Raw genomic sequence first — 23,846 nt, 5'->3', positions numbered from 1 at the left:
CCTCATCAGTTCGTTGCCGCCGTTTCGAGCTTCACGCGATGGTCTTCGCCAAAATATTGCCAACGCGATGGCTGAGGCTCATACCCTTTAGGACGCAGCAATGTCGGCACGGCCTCGGTATTGAGTTCAAACCGCTCGCGCCGCCGTTCCATGGTCGGCACCGCTGCAATCAGCTTCTTGGTATAGCTGTGTTGAGGATTCGACAAGACGGAGCGGGCGTCGCCGATTTCGACGATCTGGCCCGCATAGAGCACGGCCACGCGGTGGGCGATGCGTTCCACCACGGCCATGTCGTGGGAAACGAAGAGATAGGCGAGATCGCGTTCCTTCTGCAGATCGATCAGAAGATCGAGCACGCGAGCCTGAACCGAGACATCGAGGGCTGAGACCGCCTCATCCAGCACCAGAATGGATGGATCGAGCATCAGGGCGCGGGCGATGCACAGGCGCTGGCGCTGGCCGCCGGAAAACTCATGTGGGTAGCGGGTAAGACTATCGGCGGGAAGACCGACGCGATCGAGAAGCGCTGTCATGCGCGACGTGAGGTTACGGTCGATGCGCATTTCTGCGGCGATAACCGGCTCGGCCAGCAGGCTTTGCACATCGAGGCGCGGATTGAGCGACGCATAGGGGTTCTGGAACACCATCTGCATCGGCGTTTGTGCTTCGGTGGATCGAACCGAATGCGCGCTGAACGATCCGCGGATGGGCTTGACCAGACCCAGCAGGGCGCGGGCGGTGGTGGATTTGCCCGATCCGCTTTCGCCGACGACCGCCAGCGTTTCACCCCGAGATATCTCGAAATCCACCGCTTCCACCGCATGGATGGCGCCTGCGGGGCGGCGTAAGAGCCCGGTGGTTGTCGGGAAGCGAACGGTCAACTCCTTGACCGCGAGTGCTGCAGGCTGATCGGCGTGTTTCAATCGCGGCGAGTCGGTGCGGACATGCTGGCCGTTGGCAAAATGCGGGACGGCGTTCAGCAGATGCTGCGTGTAGCTGTGCTGCGGACGGTCGAGAATGTCGTCCGTCTTTCCCTGCTCGACCACTTTGCCGGATTGCATGACGACCACCCGGTCTGCAATGCCGGCAACGAGGCCGAGATCGTGGGTGATGAAGATCAGGCCAGTCCCGGTGTCGCGCTGAAGCTCGGCGAGAAGCGCCATGATCTGTGCCTGGACCGAAACATCCAGCGCGGTCGTCGGCTCGTCGGCAATGAGAAGGCGAGGGGAGGCTGCGAGCGCCATCGCGATCATCACCCGCTGCAGCATTCCGCCCGAAAGCTGGTGCGGATAGTAACCAAGGCGTCTCGCCGCATCGGGAATGCGCATCCGGTCGAGCGCGCGGAGTGTCTCGGCACGCGCTTCTGGCCCGCCCCTGCCTTGCAGGCGAAAGACTTCCTCGATCTGCTTGCCGATGGTGAGAACCGGATTGAGCGAGGTCATCGGCTCCTGAAAGATCATGCCGATCTCCGACCCTCGGATGCGCTCCATGCGCCCAGTGTCCAGAGTGGCGAGATCTAGCGTCTTTCCATCTGCGAGAGACAGATCGATCCGGCCGCTGGTGATCTTGCCGCCGCTATAATCGATCAGACGGTTGATCGAGAGCGCGGTGACGGATTTGCCCGACCCGCTTTCGCCGACGATGGCAAGTGTTTCGCCTGCATCGAGAGTGAAGCTGACGCCTTCGACGATTGGCTTGATGGCATTGCCGCGACCGAAGCCGACGCTAAGGTTCTGAACTGAAAAAAGTCGAGTCATGAGGCCACCCGTCGCATGCGGGGATCGAGCAGATCGCGAAGCGCATCGCCCAGAAGGTTGAAGCCGAGAATGCCGAGCATGACGGCGAGACCGGGGAAGATCAGCAGCCAGGGCGCCATCTCCATCAGGTTGATGCTATCGGCCAGCATCAGGCCGAGCGAGGAATCCGGCGGCTGCGTGCCAAGGCCGAGAAAGCTCAAGCCCGATTCCGTCAGGAGCGACCAGGCCAGTGCCAGCGTCACCTGCACAGTCAGCGGCGCGACCAGATTGAGCATCAGGTGCCGGGTAAGGATATAGGATGTGGAACTGCCGAAGGTCCGCGCCGCATCGACAAAATCGCGCGCCTTGATCGACAGCGCCGGGCCGCGCACCACGCGGGTGAAGATCGGCGTATAAACAAAGGCAATGGCGAGAATGCTGGTGAAGGTTCCGGGGCCGACGACGGTGATGAAGAGCAGCGCCAGCAGGATCGCCGGGAAGGCAAGCAGAACATCCATCAGCCGCATGACCACACCATCCCACAGACGCCCGACCCATGCGGCAGTCAGCCCCAGAACGGTGCCGATGACGGCGGCGATGCCGACGGAGGAAAAAGCGACGAGGAAAGACTGGCCGATGCCGATCATCAACCGGCTGAGTACGTCACGCCCGAACATGTCGGTTCCCATCCAGTGCGCGGCGCTTGGGCCTTGCAGGCGGTCGATTCGAAACTGTTGCAGCGGATCGTAGGGCGTCAGCCCAAGCCATGCGGCAAATGCCAGCAACAGGTAGATGAGGACGATGGCCGCGCCGACGCAGCCGCTCGGGTGGCGAAGGAGGCGGGAGATCAGCGATGTCATGACCGGTTCCCCAGGCGAATGCGTGGATCGAGCGCCACATAGGCGAGATCGACGAGGAGGTTGACGATCATGAAGTTGAGCGCGATGAACAGCACCGCACCCTGAACCAGCGCATAGTCACGCTGAAGAATGGCCTCGAGCGTCATGCGTCCAAGACCGGGCAGCGCAAAAATTTGCTCGACCAACACTGCGCCGCCCAGCAGATAACCGAACTCGACACCGCAGAGCGTGATGACCGGGATCAGCGCGTTCGGCAGGGCGTGCCGCCAGATGACGTTGCGACGTGCCACACCCTTGCTGCGGGCGGTACGCACATAATCGTCGCTCAGCACATCAAGCATGGCCGAACGGGAAATGCGCGTGACGGAGGCAGTGAAGGACAGCCCAAGTGTCAGCGCCGGGAAAAACAATTGTGAGAGGTTGGCGATCGGATCCTGTGTGAAGGGCACATAATCGCCCATGGCTGGCAGAATGCCGAAGCCTGCCGAGAGGATGTAGATGATGCCGAGGCCAAAGACGAAGCTCGGGGTCGATTGGCCGATCATGGCGAAGATGCGCACGCTGAGATCCGAGCCCCGGCCATTGCGAGTGGCGGCAAAGACGCCGAGCGGTAGGCCAAGGGCAAGCGCGATCGCCACCGAAAGGCAGGCGAGTTCCAGCGTCAAAGGGAAACGCTGGAGGATAACGTCGAGTACCGGCTTGCCGTAGGTGACCGAGAGGCCGAGATTGCCTGAGACAACGCCAGAGAGCCAGCGGCCATATTGCACGAGCCAGCCCTGATCGAGGCCGAAATAGGCGGACAGTGCCTGCTTCTGCTCCGGTGTCAGAAGCCCGGCTTCCGTGCCGAGCATGGCAGTGATGGAATCGCCGGGGACGAGGCGGATGGCGACGAAGACCAGAACGGAGACACCCAGCATCACCAGCGGGAATGTCACGAGACGTCTTAGCAAGTAGGTCATTTCGTCATCCGCCTCATGCACGCATTACTTCAGGGTGACCTTGGCAAGGCCGAAGAGCGAACCGTCCGGTGTCGCCACGAAGTTTTCGACATTCTGCTGCTGGGCCGTGTAGGAATAGCCGGTGTAGAGCCAGATCCATGGCGAGACTTCGGCGAGGTGCTTGTCGAAGGCGGCGAAGATTTCCTTGCGCTTGGCAATATCGGTTTCGACACGGCCTTTTTGCATCAGATCATCCAGCGTGTCGTCGATATAGTTCGCGACCTTCTGAAGGTTTCCGGCCTTGGTCCAGTAGCGGTTATACATGGTGTAGGGGTCGGCCCGGCCGCCATTCAGCGCCACCGCCATGTCGAAATCACCCTTCAGCCATGTGTCGACATAGACGTTGAGCTCCATCATCTTGATGTCGAGATTGATGCCGATTTCCTTCAATTGCGACTGGATGACCTGAGCTTCGGCAGCTGCGGTCGGCGGTTCACCAGTGGCGGCAATCACGGTTGCCGAGAAGCCGTCCTTCAGCCCGGCATCGGCCATCAGCTTCTTCGCCTTTTCCAGATCCTTCTTGTAACAGAAGAGGCTGTTTGGATCGGAGCGATAGAGCGGCATCGTCAGCGGCCCGGTGACTTCGCCTTCGCCAAGCAGAGCCGTATCGAGAACGTCCTTACGATCGATGGCGCAGGAAATCGCCTGGCGCACGGCAAGCTCCGTCATCGGCTTACGCGAGGCATTGAGCTGCAGCGCATGGTAGGAGAGGACCGGTTTACGGTTCAAGGTCAGCCCTGCCACCTTCGGCACGAGCGTTGCGACCAGCGGGTCGTTGAGCAGGGCGAAATCGACCTTCTTGGCGCGTAGCGCTGCAAGAATGGCGTTTTCATCCGGCAGCACGCTGATGTCGATACCATCGACGCCCACCTTGCCGCCGGCCCATTCCGTATTGGCTTTGAGCACTTCCTTCTGGTTCGGTTCCCACTTTTCCAGCTTGAACGGACCGCTGCCGATGGCAGCCGTACCGATCTTGCCAGCGGTAATTTCGGAAGCCGGAACGATGGCCGCATTGACGCTGCCCATGGCGGTGAGCAACGGCACATCCGGCTGCGACAGGTTGAAGACCACCGTCGTAGCATCCGGCGTATCGATGCTGGCAATCGAGAGATAGTTGGCGCGTGCGGATGCACCCGTCGCCTGATCGAGGATGCGCTCAAAAGAGGCTTTCACGTCTGCCGAGGTCACGGCTGCGCCATTGTGAAACTTGGCTGCTGGATCGAGCTTGAATGTCAGCGTCTTGGCGTCGGGAGAAAATGTCCATTCCTTGGCGAGCGCCGGCACCACCTTGAGATTGCCATCCAGGCGGACAAGGGGTTCGTAAATCAGTTCCAGCAGGCGGATGGAGGAAAAGGCCGTCTGCTTGTGCGGGTCGACGCCGGTCGCATCCTGTGCCCATGCCATTTTCAAGGTGGCGGCAAATCCGGGTGCGGCGGTGGCTGTCAGAAGGCTCCCGGCGATTGCCGCATAAGCCAGCCATTTTCGAGCGATCATCGTCATGCTTATTCTCCCTCTGGTTGGCCGATCCCGTCCTTTTCGAACGCCGGGTATGCAGCACGTCTTGCGTTCAATTGGTTGATTCAGTCAGCGCCTTGCGCAAAAATCCGTCATTGCGAACCAGCGCGGCTTCGGCCTCTTCCCGATTTAATCCGCTCAAAATCATCAGGATTGCGAGCTTCACATTGTTGCCGCTGACCGTCAGTTGATCTTCCGCAATGTCCGCCGAGCACCCCGTTGCCTCCATGATGATACGGATCGCGCGGGCGCGCAGCTTCTGATTGCTGATGGTCAGATCGACCATCAGGTTCTCGTAAGTCTTGCCGATGCGGATCATGCTGGCGGTCGTCAGCATGTTCAAGACGAGCTTCTGCGCCGTGCCGGATTTCAGCCGAGTCGATCCGGTTACAACCTCCGGCCCGACGACGGGCGCTATGGCGATATCGGCCATGTCCGCCAGCGTCGAATGCGGGTTGCAGGTGAGCGACACGGTCTTTGCGCCGATGGATTGCGCATAGGTCAGCGCGCCCACGACGTAAGGGGTGCGCCCACTGACGGCGATGCCGACGACCACGTCCTTTGCAGAAAGATCGATCTCCGCAAGATTGCGCTTGCCTTCCTCCACGTCGTCCTCTGCGCCTTCGACCGCATGCAGGATAGCGCGTGGCCCACCGGCAATCAGACCGACAACCATGCCTTCCGGCACGGAAAAGGTGGGAGGGCATTCGGAGGCGTCGAGCACGCCAAGGCGAGCGCTGGTGCCGGCCCCGATATAGATCAGCCGTCCACCGCTGCGAAAGGCGCGAACGATCTCTTCGACGGCTTCAGCAATCTCAGGAATGACGCGAGCGACCGCCTCGGGAACCAGCGCATCGTCCCGGTTCATCACCTTCAGGATTTCTTCCGTTGGAAGCAGATCGATCGACATGGAATTGGGGTTGCGGGCCTCGGAAACCAGCTGCTCAAGTTCCGCCATCAGGTGCAGGTGCGACATGGATCCTCACTCGATTTTTTAACAGATTACGATCGTATATTCCAAATGTCAATAAATGCTGGAATATATTATTCCATTCAAGGCGGCAAAAGATTCACCGGGAGTGCGTTCAGGATGACAGGCGTTTTGCCAGGATTATTGCACCGGAAACGGCGTCGCCATCTGCAGGTTTCAACCGCTTGCGCACGTCGGGAGCAAGCCAGGGCTCCAGCGGTCCTGAGAGGCCACCAAGCAGTGTAACGGCTGGTGCGCCATACTCGATCAGGCGGCGAACCAGTCCATCGATGTGGCCGGCGCCGGATTGGACGATCTGGCGGGCGGCAGGGTCTCCCTGATCGGCATGACGCAGGACCAGTGGAGCGAGCGTCGCGTAATCCGTGGCAGTTGCCTTGTCCATCCAGCCGACGATGTTGGCGGGCAGGTTATCGAAGCGGTTGAGAACCTCGGACAGCAAAGCGGTCCTCTCCCGGCGTCCGTCAAAGGCGAGAAGGGCGGATTGGATTGCCTTCAATCCCATATCCGCACCGCTGCCTTCATCGGAGATCGGAAAGCCGTAGCCGCCGGCGCGCTTTTCCTCGCCACCGACCAGTGCCAGCCCGATCGAGCCGGTGCCGGCAATGACGATGCCGCCATCGTGACCGGAATGCGCGCCAAGGCAGGCGGCGGCACCGTCGGAGGTGAAGCAGATATTGCCGAAAGGATGGGGCAGGGCTTCCAACTGCTCGCGCGAGCCCGCACGCGTCAGGCCGGCAATGCCGATGCCTGCCACGACATTCGGGGCGTTGGAAGGATCAAGGCCGGCCTCTTCGGCGGCACCCGTCCAGGCTCGCAGCACCGATGCCCAGGCATTGGGCACCCCGAGGCGCGTCGTGGCCGGGCCAGACAATCCTTGCCCAATGACGTGACCATCCTCATCGACGATCCTCGCCCGGCAGCCCGTGCCGCCACCATCGACGCCAAGATAAAGTGTCTGGTCGATCAGCGGCTTTGTCATAGCGACACGCGACGAATGTTGGCGCCACATTGGGCCAGCTTGCGGTCCAATTGCTCGTAACCGCGATCAAGGTGATAGACGCGCTTGATGATGGTCTCACCTTGCGCTGCAAGCGCTGCCAGCACGAGGCACACGGACGCACGCAGATCGGTTGCCATCACCGGAGCGCCCTTGAGGGATGGTTGCCCCCGGACTGTGGCGACGGAGCCGTTGAGCGCAATATTGGCACCGAGCCGCGATAGTTCCGGCACATGCATGAAGCGGTTCTCGAAGATGGTTTCGCGGATGACGCTGGCACCCTTGGCAATCGAGGCCATCGCCATGAATTGTGCCTGTAAATCCGTCGGGAAGCCTGGGTAGGGTTCGGTGGTGAAATCGGCAGGCTTGATCCGCCCATGACCTTCGACCACGACGCCACGATCTCCGGGCCAGACGGTGGCGCCCATGCTTTCCAGCACCTGTAGAACCGATGAGAGATGTTCCATCCGCGCGTTGACGAGTTCGATGCGCCCACCCGTGATCATCGCGGCTGCCGCATAGGTGCCGGCTTCGACGCGGTCCGCAATGGCGTGATGGCTTGCGGCGCGCCAGGTCGTGCTGCCCTTGACCAGAAGCCGATGCGTGCCAGCGCCTTCAATCTCCGCGCCCATGGAAGAAAGGCAGGCGACGAGATCGATCACTTCCGGTTCGCGCGCGGCATTGAGGATTTCCGTTTCGCCGGTTGCACAGCACGCCGCCATCAATGCGGTCTCACTTGCACCAACGGAAGGGCCGGGCAGAACGACGCGCGCACCTTTCAATCCGTCCGGGGCGTTTGCGACGATATAGCCTCCTTCCACGGCAATCGTCGCACCAAGGGCCGATAGAACTTTAAGATGCATATCGACCGGGCGCGCTCCGATGGCGCAGCCGCCGGGCAGCGATACCCGCGCCGATCCAAAGCGGGCAAGGAGCGGCGCCAGCACCAGGATCGAGGCGCGCATCTTGCGCACGGTCTCGTAGTCGACTTCGCCCGGCGTTACGTTCTGCGCGTTGATGACGGTGCCGCCAGCGTTCCGCTGAACCTCCGCGCCGTAGAGCGAGATGATTCGCAGCATGTTGTCGACATCCGATACCTTGGGCAGGTTCGTCAGCTCGAGCGGATGCGGAGAAAGGAGGGCGGCAGCGATTTGCGGCAGGGCCGCGTTCTTAGCGCCCGCAATCGGAACCGCGCCATCAAGCCTCGTTCCGCCGGTGATATGCAGCTCATCCATAAAAGACCTTCCGGGTCAAAACTGATGCTGAAATCTGGATAGCCAATCATAAGATAAGCGCTATAATATTCCAGAGAATTTTTGATTTACGAATATCTTATTCCGATCGGGGGAACGCCATGTCCGTCTTGAAGGTCATCCAGGCGAAGTTGGAATTCATGACGGATGCCGAGCGCCAAATCGGCCAGTTCATCGTCGATGATCCCGATCGCATGGTGCAGCTTTCGTCTGCCGAACTTGCCGCAGCAACCGGCCGCAGCCAATCCAGCGTCGTGAAATTCTCGCAGAAGATTGGCTATGACGGATATCAGCAGCTGAAACTCGCCGTGACCAAGGCCAAGGCGCAGGAGTGGCGTGTTCCGTCCGGCATGATCCACGGGACGATCGATGCGGGCGATAACTTCGTCACCATCCAGCAGAAGCTGGTTGCGAGTAAGGTCTCCGCCATGCAACAGACGATGGAGGTGAATGCCGAAGACGCGGTCACCGCGGCGGTCTCCGCACTGGCGTCGGCAAGGCGCATCCATCTCGCTGGTATTGGTGCGTCGTCGCTCGTTGCCCGCGACTTTTCCTATAAGCTTTTGAAACTCGGACTGGTGGCGCTGATGGATCGCGATCCGCATGTGCAGATGGCCAATGCCGCCTCGCTCAACAATCGCGATGTGCTCTTCGCCATCTCTCACTCCGGCAGTACCAACGAGACGATCAGGCTGGCGGAACTGGCGAAAAAGGGCGGCGCCACGGTCGTCACCCTGACGGGTCTTCATGGCAATCGTCTGAGCCAGATCGCCGATATCACGCTCCACACGGTGGCGGATGAGGAGCGTGTGCGCTCTTCCGCCATCACCTCGCGCGATGCGCAGCTTGCCATCTGCGATCTGGTTTTCCTGCTGTTGATCGCCAAGATACCCGGCGCCAATGACGCCATTCATGCCAGCGAGGCCGCGGTCTCCGTTCTCAAGTCGTGACGATGGTTACTTGATCGCGCCCGCCGTCATGCCGTTGATGAACTGCCGCGATAGCGCGATGTAGAGAATGATGATCGGCAGTGCCGACAGCGTCAGCCCGGAAAACAACACGCCCCAATCCGTGCCGAATTCACCCATGAAGGCGGTCAGTCCCTGGGGCAGCGTCTTCAGATTGTTGTTCTGAATGAAAATCAGCGGGAAGAAGAAGTCGTTCCAGATCGGCACGACGTTCTGGATCGCTGCGATCACCATGGCCGGGCGCACCAGTGGCAGCATGATGGACCACATGATGCGCGCTTCATTGGCGCCGTCCATGCGGGCGGCATCCTCCAGCTCGTTCGGCAGGCTGCGGATGAAGCCGGTGAGGATGAAGACGGTCGTCGGGAGCCCGGTGGCGACATAGATGAAGATCAGCGACAGCCGCGAGTCGATCAGCCCGAAATCCCGCATCTGGATGAAGAGCGGAATGATGGCGAGTTTCAGCGGCAAGGTCAGCCCCGCCAGAAAGAAAAGAAGAATGAAGCCGGAGCCTCGGAATTCGTAACGGGCGATGGCGTAGGCCGCCATCGTGCCAAGGATGAGGATGAGCGCAATCGAGCTTGCCGTGACGATGAGCGAATTGCTCATATAGAGCAGGAAGTCCGTCTCGTTCCACACGCGAAGAAGACTTTTGACATTGGTGAAATCGGGAATGGAGAAGGGGGACTGGAAGATCTGCGCGTTGGTCTTGAAGGCTGAAAAGAACATGATGACGATCGGCGTCAGCATGACGATGCTGTTGCCGATGAGCAGGATCTGGATCAGACCATCCCAGCCATAGGTGCGGAAGCTGCCGCGGTCGATCCCTTTGCTCATAGCTGGATCTCCCGTCTGCGCAGTCTGATTGTAATGACGCTGGAGACCACGGCGATGAACAGGAAGATCAGCACTGCAAGCGCGCTACCGGGCCCGAAGTTCTCAGCGGACGCGGACATGCTGCCGAAGGCGGTGCGGTAGAAGTAAAGCCCGAGCACATCCGTTGCCTCATGCGGATTACCGTCCACACCGGCCATGATAAAGGGAAGTTCGAACCAGTTGAAGGCACCGACGAAGAGCAGGGTAAAGACGACGGTCGCCGAAGGGGCAACCAGCGGCCAGACGATCTTGCTCATCTTTACCCATTCGCTTTCGGTCTCCATGCGCACGGCATCGAGAATTTCCGACGGTATGCGCTGCATCCCGGCGAGGAAGACCAGGGTTGGAAAGCCGACCATGTGCCAGGCATTGGCAACGACGATGGCGGTCAATGCCGTGGAATCCTGACCGAGCCAGGGCTGGGCGAGACTGCCGAGCCCGACGGCCCTGAGACTCGCATTCACCGCGCCGAAGAGTGGATGGTAGAAGAGCTTCCACAACAGGCCGACAATGACGGTGGAGAGCACGACGGGAAGGAAGACGGCGATGCGATGGAAGCGCGCGCCCCAGAGTTCGCGCCACAGGCAGTAGGCCAGGATGAAGCCAACACCGTTTTGAAGCACCATCAGGGCAAAGAAGACGAAGATATTGTGCTTGAAGGCGTTGATCGTGCGTTCGGAGAATGGGTACTCGAAGAGCACGCGGTGGAAATTGTCGAACCAGACGAAGTCGCCGCGGACCAGGCCTCGCCATTCGTAGAAGGCATAGGCGAAGGCCGACAGGATCGGGTAGACGAGAAACAGGCACATGAAGGCGATCGGCGGGACCACAAGGGCCGCAATCCAAAGTCTTCTGCCTGTCAACTTACTGGACATCATCGAACCTATCCCAACGGCCATCGATCGGTGGAGTGGGCCGCTCCGATGAGGAGCGGCCTCGCGAGAGCATTGGCGGTAAAGGCGGTTCACCGTCGTGCTCTCGATCCGTGCGAAACGTCACAGGCCAAACGGTTCTCAGTCTGGCTGTGACATGCGGTCACTTCTTGAACGGCGCATACCAGGCAGCAAGACCATCGGTCATCGATTTGCCGACTTCGGCAGGCGTCGCCTGTCCGTTCAGCATCTTCGAAACGCCCGCCTGGATCAGGTTCGAGCCCGTCGGTTCGCCGTAGCGGAAGTTGACGAGCGTCATGTAGGGAATCGAATCCTTGTTGAGCGCGGCGACTTCGGCCAGCAGAGGATTATCGAAGGTGACGCCTGGAACGGCAGAGACGTTGTTCAGCCCGTTGGCGAAAGCCTGTCCGAAGTCCTTGCTGGAAACGTAATTGAGGAACTTCAGCACCGCTTGCGGGTCTTTTGGCTTGGCATTGCCGCCGAAGCCGGAATCGTAGAAGAGGCCAACCAGCTTCTCATCTTCTGCCTTCAGGCCGGGGGCGGCGAATACACCCATCTTCAGATCCGGATTCTGTTTGGCGAAGTTGGCAAGCTCGAAGGAGCCACCGGCAAACATGCCGGCCATGCCGGATGTGAACAATTGCTGCGCGGAAGCGTAGTCCAGGCCGACAAAGCCATCGGGAAAATACTGCGAGATTTCCTTGAGCTTGGTCAGAGCTTCGACATAGCGCTTGTCATTGAAATCGGTCTTGCCCGCCATCAGGTCGGCGTAGAAGGCCTTGCCCATGATCGACGAGGTGAGGGCGGAGACGATGGTCTCATTCTGCCAGCCGGTTGCCGTGCCATTGGCAAAGGGCATCACGCCCGCCGCCTTCAGCTTCTCGCAAGCCGCAATGAACTCTTCCCAGCTCTTGGGCTCGGTGATGCCGTTCTTCTCGAAAATCTCGGTGTTGTAGATGACGAGCATGGTCTGGCTTGCGGCCGGAACGGCATAGAGCGTCTTGTCCGAGCGCATCGTTGCGGAGGCAAGAGCCGGTTCCGAGAAGCCCTTCAGTGCCGGGATCTTGGTATCGTCCAGCGGCATGAGATAGCCAGCACCCGCCAGGCTTTCAATGCCGCCATAGGTGCGGGTCATCATCAGATCAGGACCCTTGCCACCTGCAAGCGCGGTGGAAAGGACGGTGTTGTAGCTCGTTGCTTCGAAGGCCTCGAACTTCACCGTAATGTCCGGGTTGGCCTTGTTGAAATCGGCGAAGAACTTTTCATATTCGGCCTTGTCTTCCTGGCGCCAGGTCCAGAATGTCAGGTCAGCTGCGAAGGTCGCGCCGGCTGAAAGCATGGTGGTGCAGGCAATTGCCGCTCCCAGTAGAAATCGTTTCATCTGTTCCTCTCCTTCTTTTTTGGTTGATGCGAATTACCCGATTACACCGCAAGTCGCTGCGATGTTTCACGGCTGAAGTAATGCACCTTCTCAGGCTCGACGCTGATCGTCACCCGTGTGTCAGGTGCATATTGCGTGTCCGGCCCGCAGCGTACGGAGACGGGTGCGCCATCACCCATCCGCACATAGACGTAGGCGCTGTCGCCGAGATATTCGGTGTAGACCACCTGTGCGGCAAAGCCCTCCTGGCTCGTATCCGACGAGATCGACATGGCGTCCGGTCTCACGCCCATCAGCAACTTTCGCTCCGGCGATGCCGGCAGGCGTGGCAGCGAGATCTGGCCGATGCCGGGGGCGATAAGCCGATTGCCATCGCGTTCGACGTTCAGCATCGCCATGCGTGGAGAGCCGATGAAGTTGGCGACGAAAACGTTGGCTGGTGTTTCGTAAAGCTCGCGCGGCGACCCGAACTGCTCGATCCGACCGCCATTCATCACCACGATCCGGTCGGCGAGCGTCATGGCTTCGACCTGGTCATGGGTAACGTAGATAGTCGTGCCGCCAATCTCTCGATGCAGACGGGCAATCTCAAGCCGCACTTCTGACCGGAGCGCGGCATCGAGGTTGGAAAGAGGTTCGTCCAGCAAAAGAAGCTGCGGCTTGCGCACCAGCGCCCGGCCGATTGCGACGCGCTGACGCTGCCCGCCGGACAATTCGCGGGGCTTTCGCTCCAAAAGGGCCTCCAGCCGCAACATGCGAGCAGCTTCACCGATCCGCGCTTCGACCTCGGGCTTGCTGAGACCCATCAGCCGCGCACCGAAGGCCATGTTCTCATAGACATTCATATGTGGGTAAAGCGCATAGGACTGGAACACCATGGCGATGCCGCGTCGTGATGGCGCGATATCGTTCATGCGTTTGTCGTTCAGCCGGAATTCGCCATCGGTGATCGGATCGAGACCGGCGATCAGCCTAAGAAGTGTGGATTTTCCGCAGCCGGATGGTCCAACGAAGACGATCAGTTCCCGGTCGTTCACATCGAGATCGATGCCATGAAGAACCTCGACAGCCTTGAAACGCTTCTTGATGCCGCGCAGTGACAGTTGAGCCAAGGTCAGAACTCCATTTCGCTCAGGACGTGCCGCTCTGCGGCGTGCTTGAGATCGCTTCGTCTATCGCCGCGATCGTCTTCGCAGCATCAACGTGATGAATGCTGTGCCAGCCGAGCCGGCGCGATGTTGCGATGTTTTCCAGCGTGTCGTCGATGAAAACGATCCGGTCTGGCGAGACCTGTTCGCGGTTCTGAACCGCGAGATAAATCTCTTCGCCCGGCTTTTCCATTCCCATCTCATGGGAAAGGTAGCACGCATCGAACAGTTCGGCGCCGAGCATGGTTTCGATGATGTGGCGCCAGTGAATGGACTGGGTGTTCGACAGGCAGACGACGCGATGGCTGGATTTCAGTGTACGGACGTAATCCACCATGCCAGTGAAGACGCCCTCAAGGAGAGCGGTTTCCGCTTGCAATATCTGCTCAGCGGTCAGCCCATACATCTCGGACGCGCGATGCAGATAGGTATCTTCGTCGATCTGGCCGAGGCGAAACTGCATGTTGAGGTGAAGCAGGTTTGTGTTTGCCTGGTCAGTCGAAGACCATCGCCCGCCCGCTGCGAATGCTGCCTTGCGCTTTTCGACATTCAATTCGATAAAGACGCCGCCGACATCGAAGACGATGAGCTTGTCGTCGCTGTGCCTCTCCGGCTTGATCACCACATATTCTCCGCAGGAAAACCCTATAATGCGAAGGAAAAACGCGCTACGCCCTTCTACGGATTTCACATTGGCAAAAGCTGCGGGAATTATCAATTCCTTATTTTGTTAAAATTCAGAATAAAATATTTTACCCGCTAATGAGCAAATACAGCACCGCCGGCATTGGGGGTTACCCATGCCGGCGATGCGAATTGATGACTGGAATGCGCAGATCTATTGATCGAAGATGCCTGTCTGCGACGCGACCTTGCGATAGGCCGCACCAGCCGTGAAGCCGCCATCGATGACGAAGTCTTCACCGGTAATGAAGCTCGATGCATCGGATGCCAGGAACAGCACCAGTTCGGCGATCTCTTCCGGCTTGCCACTGCGCTTCATTGGCGTCATGTCGATCATCGGCTTCAGGTGCGGGCTGTTGGCGTTCAGGCCTGTCACGACGAGACCTGGGCAGACGGCGTTGACGCGGATGGCCTTTGGCGTCAGTTCCATCGCCGCACTGCGGGTCAGGCCACGCAAGCCCCATTTGCTGGCTGTATAGGCCGGGTCGTAATGGCCGGAAAAGCCGCTATTGGAGGAGATGTTGATGATCGAGCCGCCGCCGGTCTTGCCCATTAATTCCGTCACCGCCTGAATGCCAAGGAAGGCACCGGTCAGGTTCACCTTCAACACCCGCTCCCATGCCTCAAGACTGGTGGTTTCGACGATGGTGCGGTTGATGATGCCGGCATTGTTGACGAGGATATCGATGCGGCCCTTCCATTCGGTGGCAAGCGCCACAACACCTGCCCAGCTCGCTGGATCGGTCACGTCGAGATAGATGAAGCGGGCTTCGCGGCCTTCACTCTGCAGGCTTTCCGCCAGCGCCCGGCCTTCCTCGGCCAGTACGTCGGCGATGATGACGGCGGCACCTTTGGAGGCAAACAGGCGGGATTCGGCCTCTCCCTGGCCGCGCGCGCCGCCGGTGATGATGGCGAGACGCCCTGAAAGATCGGTCATGCTCAGTCCCTCGCTTCTACCGTTTGCTGCCGCTGCTCGCCAAGACCCTCGATGCCGAGCGTCATGACCTGGCCAGTCTTCAGGAAGACAGGGTCCGGCTTGATGCCCATGCCCACACCTGGTGGAGTGCCGGTGGCGATCACATCACCGGGCTCCAGCGTCATGAACTGGCTGATATAGCTGACCAGATGCGCGACGCCGAAGATCATCGTGTTCGTATTGCCTGTCTGGCGGCGGATACCGTCCACATCCAGCCACAGGGCGAGGTTCTGCGGGTCCGCCACCTCGTCGCGTGTGACGAGCCACGGGCCTATCGGGCCAAACGTGTCGTGGCTCTTGCCCTTGGTCCACTGGCCACCGCGCTCGGATTGGAAAGCGCGCTCGGACACATCATTGACCACGCAGTAGCCCGCGACGTGGTTCAGCGCATCGGCCTTGCTCACATATTTCGCCCGCGTGCCGATGACGACGCCTAGCTCGACCTCCCAGTCGGCCTTTTGCGATCCGCGCGGGATTTCGACATCGTCGTTCGGACCGATAACTGCCGAGGTCGCCTTCATGAACAGGATCGGTTCGTCCGGCGGTGCCTTGCCGGTTTCCTTCGCGTGGTCGGCATAGTTGAGACCGACGCATATGAACTTGCCCGGACGCGGCACGCAGGAACCAATTCGCTCGACTGAGACCTCTGGTAGCGTTGCAGGGTCGATTGCAGCAAGCCGCGCGAGACCGGCGTCGGAGAGGGCGTCGCCGTTGAAGTCGGCAATGACGCCCGAAAGATCGCGGATCGAGCCGTCCTTCGCCACGAGGGCGGGCTTCTCGGCGCCTGCGGGGCCGTATCGCAACAGCTTCATCAGGCTCTCCTGAAACCTTCAAGTACGGCATCGTCTACGTCCGGCAGGTTGACGACGATGTTGTCCGGTGTGCGGGTGGTGAGCCACACCAGCTCTTCCGTCGTCGACATGTTGACCTCGATATGCGGCCAGTTCGGCGGTACGAAGATGAAGTCGCCTTCTTCCATGTCGAGATACTCTTTCCAGTCCTCGCCGAAATAGATGCGCGCCTTGCCCTTCAGTACATAGCCGCCAGTCTCAGCCTCGCCATGATGATGCGGATAGGAGCGATAGCCGGGGTCATTGGAGACTTTGCCAAACCAGATTTTGGTGGCGGGCGTGTGCTGCGGGCTGACGCCCGATACGCGCACGCAGCCGCCGGACTGGCCGGTACCGGTGTCTTCCTGGCCCTTGCGGGTAATGAAAGGTCTGATGCTGCTAGTCATGGAATATCTCCTCCTCTGCAGATTTCAATCAATCGGGAACGACGGCCAGCGCCTGGATTTCGATCTTGGCGCGGTCTTCCATCAAGGACACCACCTGGACTGCCGCCATCGGCGGAAAATGACGGCCGATGATTTCGCGATAGATCGCGCCGATTTCCTTCATGCGTGATTTGTAGGAAACGCGGTCGGTGAAGTACCAGGTCATCTGGATCAGATGCTCAGGCTTTGCATCCGCCGCCTTCAGCACGCTGACGATGTTGATCAGCGTCTGACGCACCTGTTCGACGAAGTCGTCGGAATGGAAATGGCAATGCTCGTCCCAGCCGATCTGACCGCCGACCTGGACGATGCGACCGCGGGCGCTGATCCCGTTCGAGTAACCGATAGGCTTTGCCCAGCCGTCCGGCTGGATGATTTCATGCATCATGTCTTGGCTCCAGATAACGTGTGAGGCCCGCGCGCACGTCGTCAGGCCATGGATGGGATTTGTGGTCTTCAAGCGAGGTCATTACGATCCGCTGCCGCACCGTCCAGATGATGTCGCCGGCAACGGTGACGATGGTTTCGAGATCGAGCGAGGCGCGACCGATGGCGCGCACATGAACTGCAAAATCGAGCGTATCGCCGTAGACGGCAGGCTTCTTGAATTCGAGGTTCATCGTCACCGTCGGCAGGCCGAGCTTGCGCTCGAACATCAGTTCCTTCCAGGTGACGCCGAAGGAGGCGAACATCGCTTCGTTGACGTCGACGAGCATCGAGAGATAGGCCGGATGATAGGCAATACCCGTCAGGTCGCAGTCGCCGAAGCGCATGGGTTTGGATTGGGTGAAGGGCATTTTATTCTCTATCTCCGTTTAGCCTGTCATGACCTCGCCGCCAGCAATCGCAATTGCCTGGCCGGTCACCGAACCCGCCGACGGCGAGGCAAGCCACAGCGTTGCATCCGCCACTTCCTGCGGCCTGATCAACCGGCCTTGCGGGTTGGACTTCGTGAATTCCGAAAGCGCCTCTTCGCGGCTGCGCCCGGTCTTCTGCATGATGGTTTCAAGCGATTGCTGGATGATCGGCGTATCGGTGAAGCCGGGGCAGACGGCGTTGACCGTGACACCCTTCTTCGCCAGCTCCAGCGCCAAGGATCTCGTTAGGCCGATAACGCCATGCTTGGCCGCGCAATAGGCCGAGACATAGGCGTAGCCCGTCAGTCCCGCCGTGGACGCGATGTTGATGATACGCGCGCCTTCGCCATGTCCCTTCAAGTCCGGCAGCACGGTCTGGGTGACGTTGAACACCCCCGTCAAATCGACTGAGAGGACATGGCTCCACATGTCAGACGAGGTCTTCTCAAAGGACGCACTTGGCGCTTCACCGGCATTGTTGACGAGAATGGTAACCGCACCAAAGGCCTGACGGGCTCTTTCAAGCCCGGTCGAGATCGCCTCCGCCTTCGTCACGTCAAAGCCGTCGAGCACGAAGGCCCGGGTACCGATTTCCGCTGCGACTGCATCAAGCGGCTCGCGGCGACGGCCGGCAAGCGTCACATTCGCCCCCGCCTTTGCCAGGGTGTGGGCAATAGCAGCGCCGATTCCGCTTCCGGCACCGGTGACGAGCGCATGCCGTCCTTCAAGGGTGAGAGCGTTGGACATGCCGCTCTCACTTGCTCGCGCTGGCGCGTTCGAGATTGGCCTCATACTGGAACTTGCCAGACATATACTGCTTTGGCCATGGCACGTTCTTCAGCCCGATCTTTGCCGCCTCGTGCAAGGCCCAGGCAGGATCCGCCAGATGAGGGCGGGCCACGGCGCAGAGATCCGCACGACCCGCAGAGATGATCGAGTTGGCGTGATCCGCCTCCGAAATCGCACCGACCGCGATGGTCGGAATGCCGATCTCGTTGCGAATCTTGTCGGAAAAGGGCGTCTGGAACAGGCGTCCATAGACCGGCTTTTCTTCCTTCCAGACCTGGCCGGACGAGCAGTCGATCAGGTCTGCGCCTGCATCCTTGAACATCTTGGCAAAGACCGCGGCATCTTCCGGCGTGTTGCCGCCTTCCGTCCAGTCATGACAGGAGAGGCGAACGGAGATCGGCTTGTCTTCCGGCCATGCTTCGCGCACGGCGGCGAAGACTTCCAGCGGGTAGCGGGCACGGTTTTCGTAAGACCCGCCATACTCATCTTCGCGCCGATTGGTCAGCGGCGAAAGGAAGGATGAAATCAGATAGCCATGGGCTGCGTGAAATTCGAGCCAGTCGGCTCCGGCTTCCGCTGCGCGCCGGGTGGCGGCAACGAAATCAGCCTTGACGCGATCCATGTCGGCGCGGTCCATCGCTTTCGGCACCGCGCTGTGCTTCAGATAAGGGATCGCCGAGGCAGAGAGAAGCGGCCATCCGCCTTCTTCCAGCGGCTGGTCTATACCATCCCATGCTCGCTTGGTCGCGCCCTTGCGTCCGGCATGACCGAGCTGAATGCCGACCTTGGCGGCGCTGTTGGAGTGGACGAAATCGACAAAGCGCTTCCAGCCCTTCGTCTGCTCGTCGTTCCACAGGCCGAGGCAACCGGGGGTGATGCGGGCGTCGGGAGAGACGCAGGTCATTTCGGCAAAGATCAGACCGGCACCACCAAGGGCGCGGGCGCCGAGATGAACCATGTGGAAATCATCAAGCAGACCGTCGGTCGCCGAATACATCGCCATTGGCGAGACGACGATGCGGTTCGGCAGCGTCGTGCCGCGGGCCGTATAGGGCGTGAACATCGGTGGCAGGCAGCGTTCGTTTTCCTTGACGGCAAGACCGGAATGGCGGGCGAACCAGTGCTCGTAACCTTCTAGCCATTCCTTGTCGCGCAGACGCAGGTTTTCGTGGCTGATGCGCTGCGAGCGTGTCAGCATCGAATACATGAACTGTTCGGGTGGCAACGTATCGGCATAGCGATCGCCAACCACTTCGAACCATTCCATGGCGTTGCGCGCCGCATTCTGGATGCGTGCCACATCGACGCGGCGGATGTCTTCATAGGTCTTCAGCACATCGGCAATGCTCTCCTTGCCGTGGCCAGCCTTATTGAACTGATTGGCAAGCTCGATCGCGTCGTCGATGGCAAGCTTCGTGCCTGAGCCGATGGCGAAGTGAGCCGTGTGGGCGGCGTCGCCCATCAGCACCACATGGGAATTGCCGTTGAAATGGCTCCACTTGCCGCAGATCAACCGGTTGAAGTTCAGCCAGGCAGAGCCGACCATATGCCGTGCATTGGTCATCAGTTCCGCGCCTTCGAGGGTTTCGGCGAAGAGGTTCTGGCAGAAATCGATCGATTCCTGCTGGCTCATTTGGCCGAGGCCATGCTCTTCATAAGCCTTTTCGGTCGTTTCGACGATGAAGGTCGAGGTGTTCTCATCGAACTTGTAGATATGCGCCTGGAACCAGCCGTGATCGGTCTTGCGGAAATCGAAGGTGAAGGCGTCGAACAGCTTGTTGGTGCCGAGCCAGATGTACCGGTTCGGGCGCTTGACGAGGTCCGGTTGGAAGACATCCGCGTAACGGTTGCGAACCTTTGAGTTGAAGCCGTCCGATGCGATGACCAGATCGGCATCGGGGAAGTCCTGGTCGCCGCCGGCGTCGGTTTCGAAGACCAGTTCAACGCCGAGCGCTTCGCAGCGGCTCTGGAGAATGTTGAGGAGCTTCTTGCGCCCGATGCCGACGAAGCCGTGGCCGGTGGTGCGCTGGCGCGTCCCCTTGAACAGAACTTCGATATCGTCCCAGTGGTTGAAAGCCTGCTGGATTTCGTCAGCGCTCTCCTTGTCCCACTTTTGCATGGACGCCATTGTCTGGTCGGAGAAGACGACGCCCCAGCCGAACGTGTCATAGGGACGGTTTCGCTCGACGACGCGGATGTGATGCTCTGGGTGCAGTTTCTTCATCAGCAGGCTGAAATAGAGCCCTGCCGGGCCTCCACCGATACAAACGATACGCATGTAACCCTCCGTGGCTTTGAGAGCACCTTCACGAGCTCTTATTTGAAGATTAAACTAATTTTGGATGTTGATGCTGTCAAGTATGCAGATGCATATATCGGAATTTATTTCAGGCTTAAAATAATTGGTCACAGGGGTGGAGCCTGCGACCGTTGGAAATTAGGGTTCGTGTGCCAAAAGCTTTCGCCGCAGGCACGCTAACGCTTTGTTTTCAATATAAGAGGCTGCAGGCCATGATATCCTCAGCTAGCAAGAGCGGCCCGCTGTCGCACGACAGGCACTCGAATGCCCGCCTGCTCCAATAGCGGCAGCACGGTATCCCGGAAGTATGGGAATTCCTCGACGTAATCGACGAAGGAAAGAGTCGTTCCGGCAAAGCCAGCCTTGTGCAGCGAGATCAGGCCGTCTGCCACCTGTGGCGGCGTTCCGACCAGCGGGAAGCCACCATGGCCAGCTGCCATCCGATCTTTGATGAGCGCCAGGAGATCGTGTGGGAAGGAATGAGCATGGGCAAATTGCAGCTTCACAAGATTGTCGACAGCGTCGCAATCGGCATTGTCCTTGCCGAAATGCTGCAGATAATCCGTCGCTTCCTTTTCCGTCGGTCGGCAGACGACATGCGAGAAGGTGAGCACACCCGTGTTGCGACTTGCTTCCGCACCCTTTGCCTTAAGCTCGGCAATCTCCACCTCCGAGCGGCTGAGATCGATTGCTGGGGTGAAGAGAAAATCAGCATTCCGAAGAGCAAAGTCGCGGCCCTGGCCAGAGCCTGCGGCATTGAGGATCGGCACCTTGCGGGAAGGGCGGGGATCGCCAAGGATGTTCTTCAGGTGGAAGAAAGTGCCGTCGTAATCGAACGCCACTTCTTTCTGCCAAAGTGATTTGACCAGATCGAACCATTCGTCGGCATAGGCGTAGCGGCTCTCATGATCGGCGGGAAGATTAAGCCCCAGCGCCTCGTATTCCGGCTGATTCCACCCGGCGACGATGTTTAGCCCGATGCGGCCATTGCTGATCTGGTCGATGGTGGCGATCTGCTTTGCCACGACAGCCGGATGATTGGCGGCGGTATGAATGGTGGCGAAGACGTTGATGTTGCGTGTGCTGGCCAGCAATCCGGCAGCCCAGGTCATCGTCTCCAGCACGTTGCCGTGAAAATTTGTCTCGCCGCCATAACCGATCCAGCGCGCGATCGGCAGCATGAAGTCGATGCCGGCGTCATCCAGCAGGCGGGCGAGTTTTAGATTGTTGGCCCAGCTGTTCGTCCAACGCTCCGGCACTTTGGTGACAGACATGCCGCCCGAACAATTGGATGCGAAAGTGCCAAGCAAAAACTGCCCGGCGGCGAACATTGAGTTCTCCGTCATGGTTGGTTCCCCATTTTTTAATAGAATTTACGATAGAAAGTCTATTTTAAACTTCAAGCTTGTCAATGGGCAATCGAGAGATCACAAAAGCGGAAATGCGAGCAGAGCAACGACACCGATGAGCAAGCAGAAAAACGGCGACGAGCACCGCAATCCCGATAATGAAGAAGCATTGGACCGGCGTTGGCATCTGGCGCGAACGCCTGCGGAAGTCGATTTGGCAGAGGCCGAGTTCGCGCTCATGCGTGCCTTTGAAGCCTTCGGACGCTGGCAGGCGGAGTGTTTGGGTTCGGTCGTCGACCTTGCCGTGAGCGGTACGGAAAACGCCATGCTGCATATCATCCGCATGAATGAACGTCCCAAATCGATCAAGGACCTCGCACGGCTGGCAAACCGGGACGACATTCCCAATATGCAATACAGCCTTCGCAAGCTGATCGGTGCCGGTCTGGTGCAAAAGAGTGGTAGCGGGAGGTCGGGCGTCGTCTACAGCGTTACGGAGAAGGGCAAGCTCGTTACCGATCGCTACGCGGATGTGCGCGCCTCGCTGCTGGCAAAGGCGGTTCAATCGGTGCCGGAGTTGCGCCACCGTCTCGAAGACGCCACCACGACGCTCGATCTGATGACCGGCATCTACGAGCATGCGGCGCTGAGCGCCGCAACCCACCGTCGCTTACCGAAAGAGCCTCTGGAAGAATGACAGGCCGCACGGATGCGCGGCCTCCCAAGTCGTGAAAGGGTTAGGCTGCAAGCTTTGTGAGATAGGCGTCCGCTTCTTCCGGCACGGCGAACCATGGGAAGAAATCGCGCGGATCGTTGAAGCCGTTGGCGATGCGCTTTGCCAAAGCAGGGAAGGCCTGAGCCGAGCCCATGATGTTGAGCACATGCGGCGGTGGCGGTGCGAGCAATGCATTGGTCCAGCCGACAACATACTGCGCATAGCTCCAATAGGCTTCAAATGTCGCCTGCTTGAAGGCATCGTCGAACGGCTTGTCGCCATGAGCCAGGATCGCGTCCATGTAGTATTTGGCCGCCTTCGCCGCGTTGTTCGAGCCTTGGCCTGTAATCGGGTCATTGAGGCAGACGGCATCCGCCAGACCGAGAACAGTCGCGCCCGATGGCAGTTTACCGATGGGCTTGCGCACGGTTGGCGCAAAAGCACCTGCCAGACGTCCATTGTCATCGGTCAGGGAGACATCGGTGCAGCGCTCCGCTTCCCAAGGCAGGAAGGTGTCGAGAATCCACTTCGACTTTTCGAGATGCGCATCCGGGGAGTTTACATCCTTCCAGCAATCCATCGGACCGCCGGGAAGGCCTTCGAACACCATGATGTCGCACGGACCGGTGGTCGTCAGTGCCGGGAAAGTAAAGTATTCGCCGACACCGGGAATGAGGTTAAAATTGACTGCCGAATGACCGGGGCGCGGTGCCATGCCCTTCACATAGGTTAGCGCCAGCGCGCGCTGCGGCTTGTCATAGGGAGAGCGTTGTGGATCGCGCTCGAACATCTTGGCGATATCCCCCTTGCCGGCCGCGACGATCACCAGATCGCTTTCCTTCGCGTAGGTTTCAAGGTCTTCGATACCGGCATCGTGAATCGTCAACTGTCCGCCGCGGTGTTCGAACTCGGTCAGCCAGCGGGGGATCTTGACGCGTTGATCGACGCTCTGGGCCTTGCTGTCCAGCTTGCCGTTCCATTCGATGGCCTTGGCGCCATCCGGTGCCGGAACTACGAAGTTGATCGAGTCGACGGTCGGGCAACTGTCGCCCCAGAAGTTGAGGCCGAGCTCCCGCTCGTTTTGCAAGGCTTGATCGAACATGCACTGGCTGGACAGAACTCGCCCCGAGGCGATTTCTTCGGCTGTTCGGTTTTGTACGATGTGCACCGAGTGACCGGCATCCAGCAGGCCGCAGGCCAGTTGCAGACCGGATTGGCCGCCGCCGACGATGGTAAAGCTGCGCTTCTTCGTCATTTTCATTCTCCCTGTTGTCTCAAGTTCCGC

The 23,846-nt window shown here is 59.5% G+C and carries 23 protein-coding genes; 2 read left to right on the top strand and 21 right to left on the bottom strand.

Translation table 11 applies throughout. The annotated features are described in order from the left end of the window. Positions 1 to 5 precede the first annotated feature (5 nt). From QZ869_RS05010 to murA, 7 genes are all read right to left on the bottom strand, one after another. Positions 6 to 1,757: an ABC transporter ATP-binding protein gene (locus tag QZ869_RS05010; RefSeq protein WP_296102921.1), complete on the bottom strand. Its 1,752-nt coding sequence runs from the start codon at positions 1,755 to 1,757 to the stop codon at positions 6 to 8. Continuing rightward, complete coding sequence (locus QZ869_RS05005) at positions 1,754 to 2,596, bottom strand: ABC transporter permease (RefSeq protein WP_296037531.1); 843 nt, start codon at positions 2,594 to 2,596, stop codon at positions 1,754 to 1,756. The genes QZ869_RS05010 and QZ869_RS05005 overlap by 4 nt, the downstream gene beginning before the upstream one ends. Beyond that, a complete protein-coding gene (locus QZ869_RS05000; RefSeq protein ID WP_296102918.1) occupies positions 2,593 to 3,555 on the bottom strand; it encodes an ABC transporter permease in 963 nt (320 codons plus the stop codon). The genes QZ869_RS05005 and QZ869_RS05000 overlap by 4 nt, the downstream gene beginning before the upstream one ends. 24 nt (positions 3,556 to 3,579) lie before the next feature. After that, positions 3,580 to 5,088, bottom strand: coding sequence for an ABC transporter substrate-binding protein (locus QZ869_RS04995; RefSeq protein ID WP_296102979.1), 1,509 nt, complete (start codon positions 5,086 to 5,088; stop codon positions 3,580 to 3,582). Between the two features lie 73 nt (positions 5,089 to 5,161). Further along, positions 5,162 to 6,085, bottom strand: coding sequence for an N-acetylmuramic acid 6-phosphate etherase (gene murQ / locus QZ869_RS04990; protein WP_296102916.1), 924 nt, complete (start codon positions 6,083 to 6,085; stop codon positions 5,162 to 5,164). 109 nt (positions 6,086 to 6,194) lie between these two features. Next, on the bottom strand, positions 6,195 to 7,079 hold the full coding sequence (locus QZ869_RS04985) for an N-acetylglucosamine kinase (RefSeq protein WP_296102913.1): 885 nt from the start codon (positions 7,077 to 7,079) through the stop codon (positions 6,195 to 6,197). Continuing rightward, a complete protein-coding gene (gene murA, locus QZ869_RS04980; RefSeq protein ID WP_296102910.1) occupies positions 7,076 to 8,332 on the bottom strand; it encodes a UDP-N-acetylglucosamine 1-carboxyvinyltransferase in 1,257 nt (418 codons plus the stop codon). The genes QZ869_RS04985 and murA overlap by 4 nt, the downstream gene beginning before the upstream one ends. A 119-nt stretch (positions 8,333 to 8,451) precedes the next feature. On the opposite strand from murA, the gene QZ869_RS04975 reads away from it, so the two are divergent. Next, a complete protein-coding gene (locus QZ869_RS04975; protein WP_062597573.1) occupies positions 8,452 to 9,300 on the top strand; it encodes a MurR/RpiR family transcriptional regulator in 849 nt (282 codons plus the stop codon). A gap of 6 nt (positions 9,301 to 9,306) precedes the next feature. Here QZ869_RS04975 and QZ869_RS04970 read toward each other — a convergent pair whose 3' ends face one another. The 13 genes from QZ869_RS04970 to QZ869_RS04910 form a co-directional block, all read right to left on the bottom strand. Then, a complete protein-coding gene (locus QZ869_RS04970) occupies positions 9,307 to 10,155 on the bottom strand; it encodes a carbohydrate ABC transporter permease (RefSeq protein WP_296102904.1) in 849 nt (282 codons plus the stop codon). Next, the gene (locus QZ869_RS04965) at positions 10,152 to 11,072 is read right to left on the bottom strand and encodes a carbohydrate ABC transporter permease (protein WP_296102901.1); all 921 of its coding nucleotides are present in this window, start codon (positions 11,070 to 11,072) and stop codon (positions 10,152 to 10,154) included. The genes QZ869_RS04970 and QZ869_RS04965 overlap by 4 nt, the downstream gene beginning before the upstream one ends. Before the next feature lie 157 nt (positions 11,073 to 11,229). Then, positions 11,230 to 12,468, bottom strand: coding sequence for an extracellular solute-binding protein (locus QZ869_RS04960; protein ID WP_296102897.1), 1,239 nt, complete (start codon positions 12,466 to 12,468; stop codon positions 11,230 to 11,232). 41 nt (positions 12,469 to 12,509) lie between these two features. Continuing rightward, positions 12,510 to 13,580 (bottom strand): ABC transporter ATP-binding protein, encoded by a 1,071-nt coding sequence (locus QZ869_RS04955; protein WP_296102892.1) that lies wholly within the window; start codon positions 13,578 to 13,580, stop codon positions 12,510 to 12,512. Between the two features lie 19 nt (positions 13,581 to 13,599). Then, complete coding sequence (locus QZ869_RS04950; RefSeq protein ID WP_367115309.1) at positions 13,600 to 14,238, bottom strand: HAD family hydrolase; 639 nt, start codon at positions 14,236 to 14,238, stop codon at positions 13,600 to 13,602. Between the two features lie 216 nt (positions 14,239 to 14,454). After that, positions 14,455 to 15,237 (bottom strand): SDR family NAD(P)-dependent oxidoreductase, encoded by a 783-nt coding sequence (locus QZ869_RS04945; protein ID WP_296102889.1) that lies wholly within the window; start codon positions 15,235 to 15,237, stop codon positions 14,455 to 14,457. A gap of 2 nt (positions 15,238 to 15,239) precedes the next feature. Further along, positions 15,240 to 16,088, bottom strand: coding sequence for a fumarylacetoacetate hydrolase family protein (locus QZ869_RS04940; protein ID WP_296102886.1), 849 nt, complete (start codon positions 16,086 to 16,088; stop codon positions 15,240 to 15,242). Beyond that, positions 16,088 to 16,513, bottom strand: a complete 426-nt coding sequence (locus QZ869_RS04935; protein ID WP_296037516.1) for a cupin domain-containing protein — start codon at positions 16,511 to 16,513, stop codon at positions 16,088 to 16,090. Before QZ869_RS04935 ends, QZ869_RS04940 begins: the two co-directional genes overlap by 1 nt. Positions 16,514 to 16,541: 28 nt before the next feature. Then, positions 16,542 to 16,937: a RidA family protein gene (locus QZ869_RS04930; protein WP_296102971.1), complete on the bottom strand. Its 396-nt coding sequence runs from the start codon at positions 16,935 to 16,937 to the stop codon at positions 16,542 to 16,544. Continuing rightward, a complete protein-coding gene (locus QZ869_RS04925; RefSeq protein ID WP_296022326.1) occupies positions 16,930 to 17,349 on the bottom strand; it encodes a thioesterase family protein in 420 nt (139 codons plus the stop codon). Before QZ869_RS04925 ends, QZ869_RS04930 begins: the two co-directional genes overlap by 8 nt. 18 nt (positions 17,350 to 17,367) lie before the next feature. Next, positions 17,368 to 18,156, bottom strand: a complete 789-nt coding sequence (locus tag QZ869_RS04920) for an SDR family NAD(P)-dependent oxidoreductase (RefSeq protein WP_296102883.1) — start codon at positions 18,154 to 18,156, stop codon at positions 17,368 to 17,370. A 7-nt stretch (positions 18,157 to 18,163) separates the two neighbouring features. Further along, the gene (locus QZ869_RS04915; protein WP_296102880.1) at positions 18,164 to 20,476 is read right to left on the bottom strand and encodes a bifunctional salicylyl-CoA 5-hydroxylase/oxidoreductase; all 2,313 of its coding nucleotides are present in this window, start codon (positions 20,474 to 20,476) and stop codon (positions 18,164 to 18,166) included. Positions 20,477 to 20,718: 242 nt separating this feature from the next. After that, complete coding sequence (locus tag QZ869_RS04910) at positions 20,719 to 21,843, bottom strand: LLM class flavin-dependent oxidoreductase (RefSeq protein WP_296102877.1); 1,125 nt, start codon at positions 21,841 to 21,843, stop codon at positions 20,719 to 20,721. A 118-nt stretch (positions 21,844 to 21,961) separates the two neighbouring features. Between QZ869_RS04910 and QZ869_RS04905 the strand changes: the two genes are divergently transcribed. Next, on the top strand, positions 21,962 to 22,543 hold the full coding sequence (locus QZ869_RS04905; protein ID WP_296102875.1) for a winged helix DNA-binding protein: 582 nt from the start codon (positions 21,962 to 21,964) through the stop codon (positions 22,541 to 22,543). 40 nt (positions 22,544 to 22,583) lie between these two features. On the opposite strand, the gene QZ869_RS04900 is transcribed toward QZ869_RS04905, so the two are convergent. Continuing rightward, the gene (locus tag QZ869_RS04900; RefSeq protein ID WP_296102871.1) at positions 22,584 to 23,816 is read right to left on the bottom strand and encodes a styrene monooxygenase/indole monooxygenase family protein; all 1,233 of its coding nucleotides are present in this window, start codon (positions 23,814 to 23,816) and stop codon (positions 22,584 to 22,586) included. Between the last annotated feature and the right edge of the window lie 30 nt (positions 23,817 to 23,846).

The sequence above is a fragment of the uncultured Agrobacterium sp. genome (assembly GCF_913777885.1).
In the GTDB taxonomy this organism is placed as follows: Bacteria; Pseudomonadota; Alphaproteobacteria; order Rhizobiales; family Rhizobiaceae; genus Agrobacterium.
This window is presented reverse-complemented; position numbering and strand designations above follow the sequence as displayed.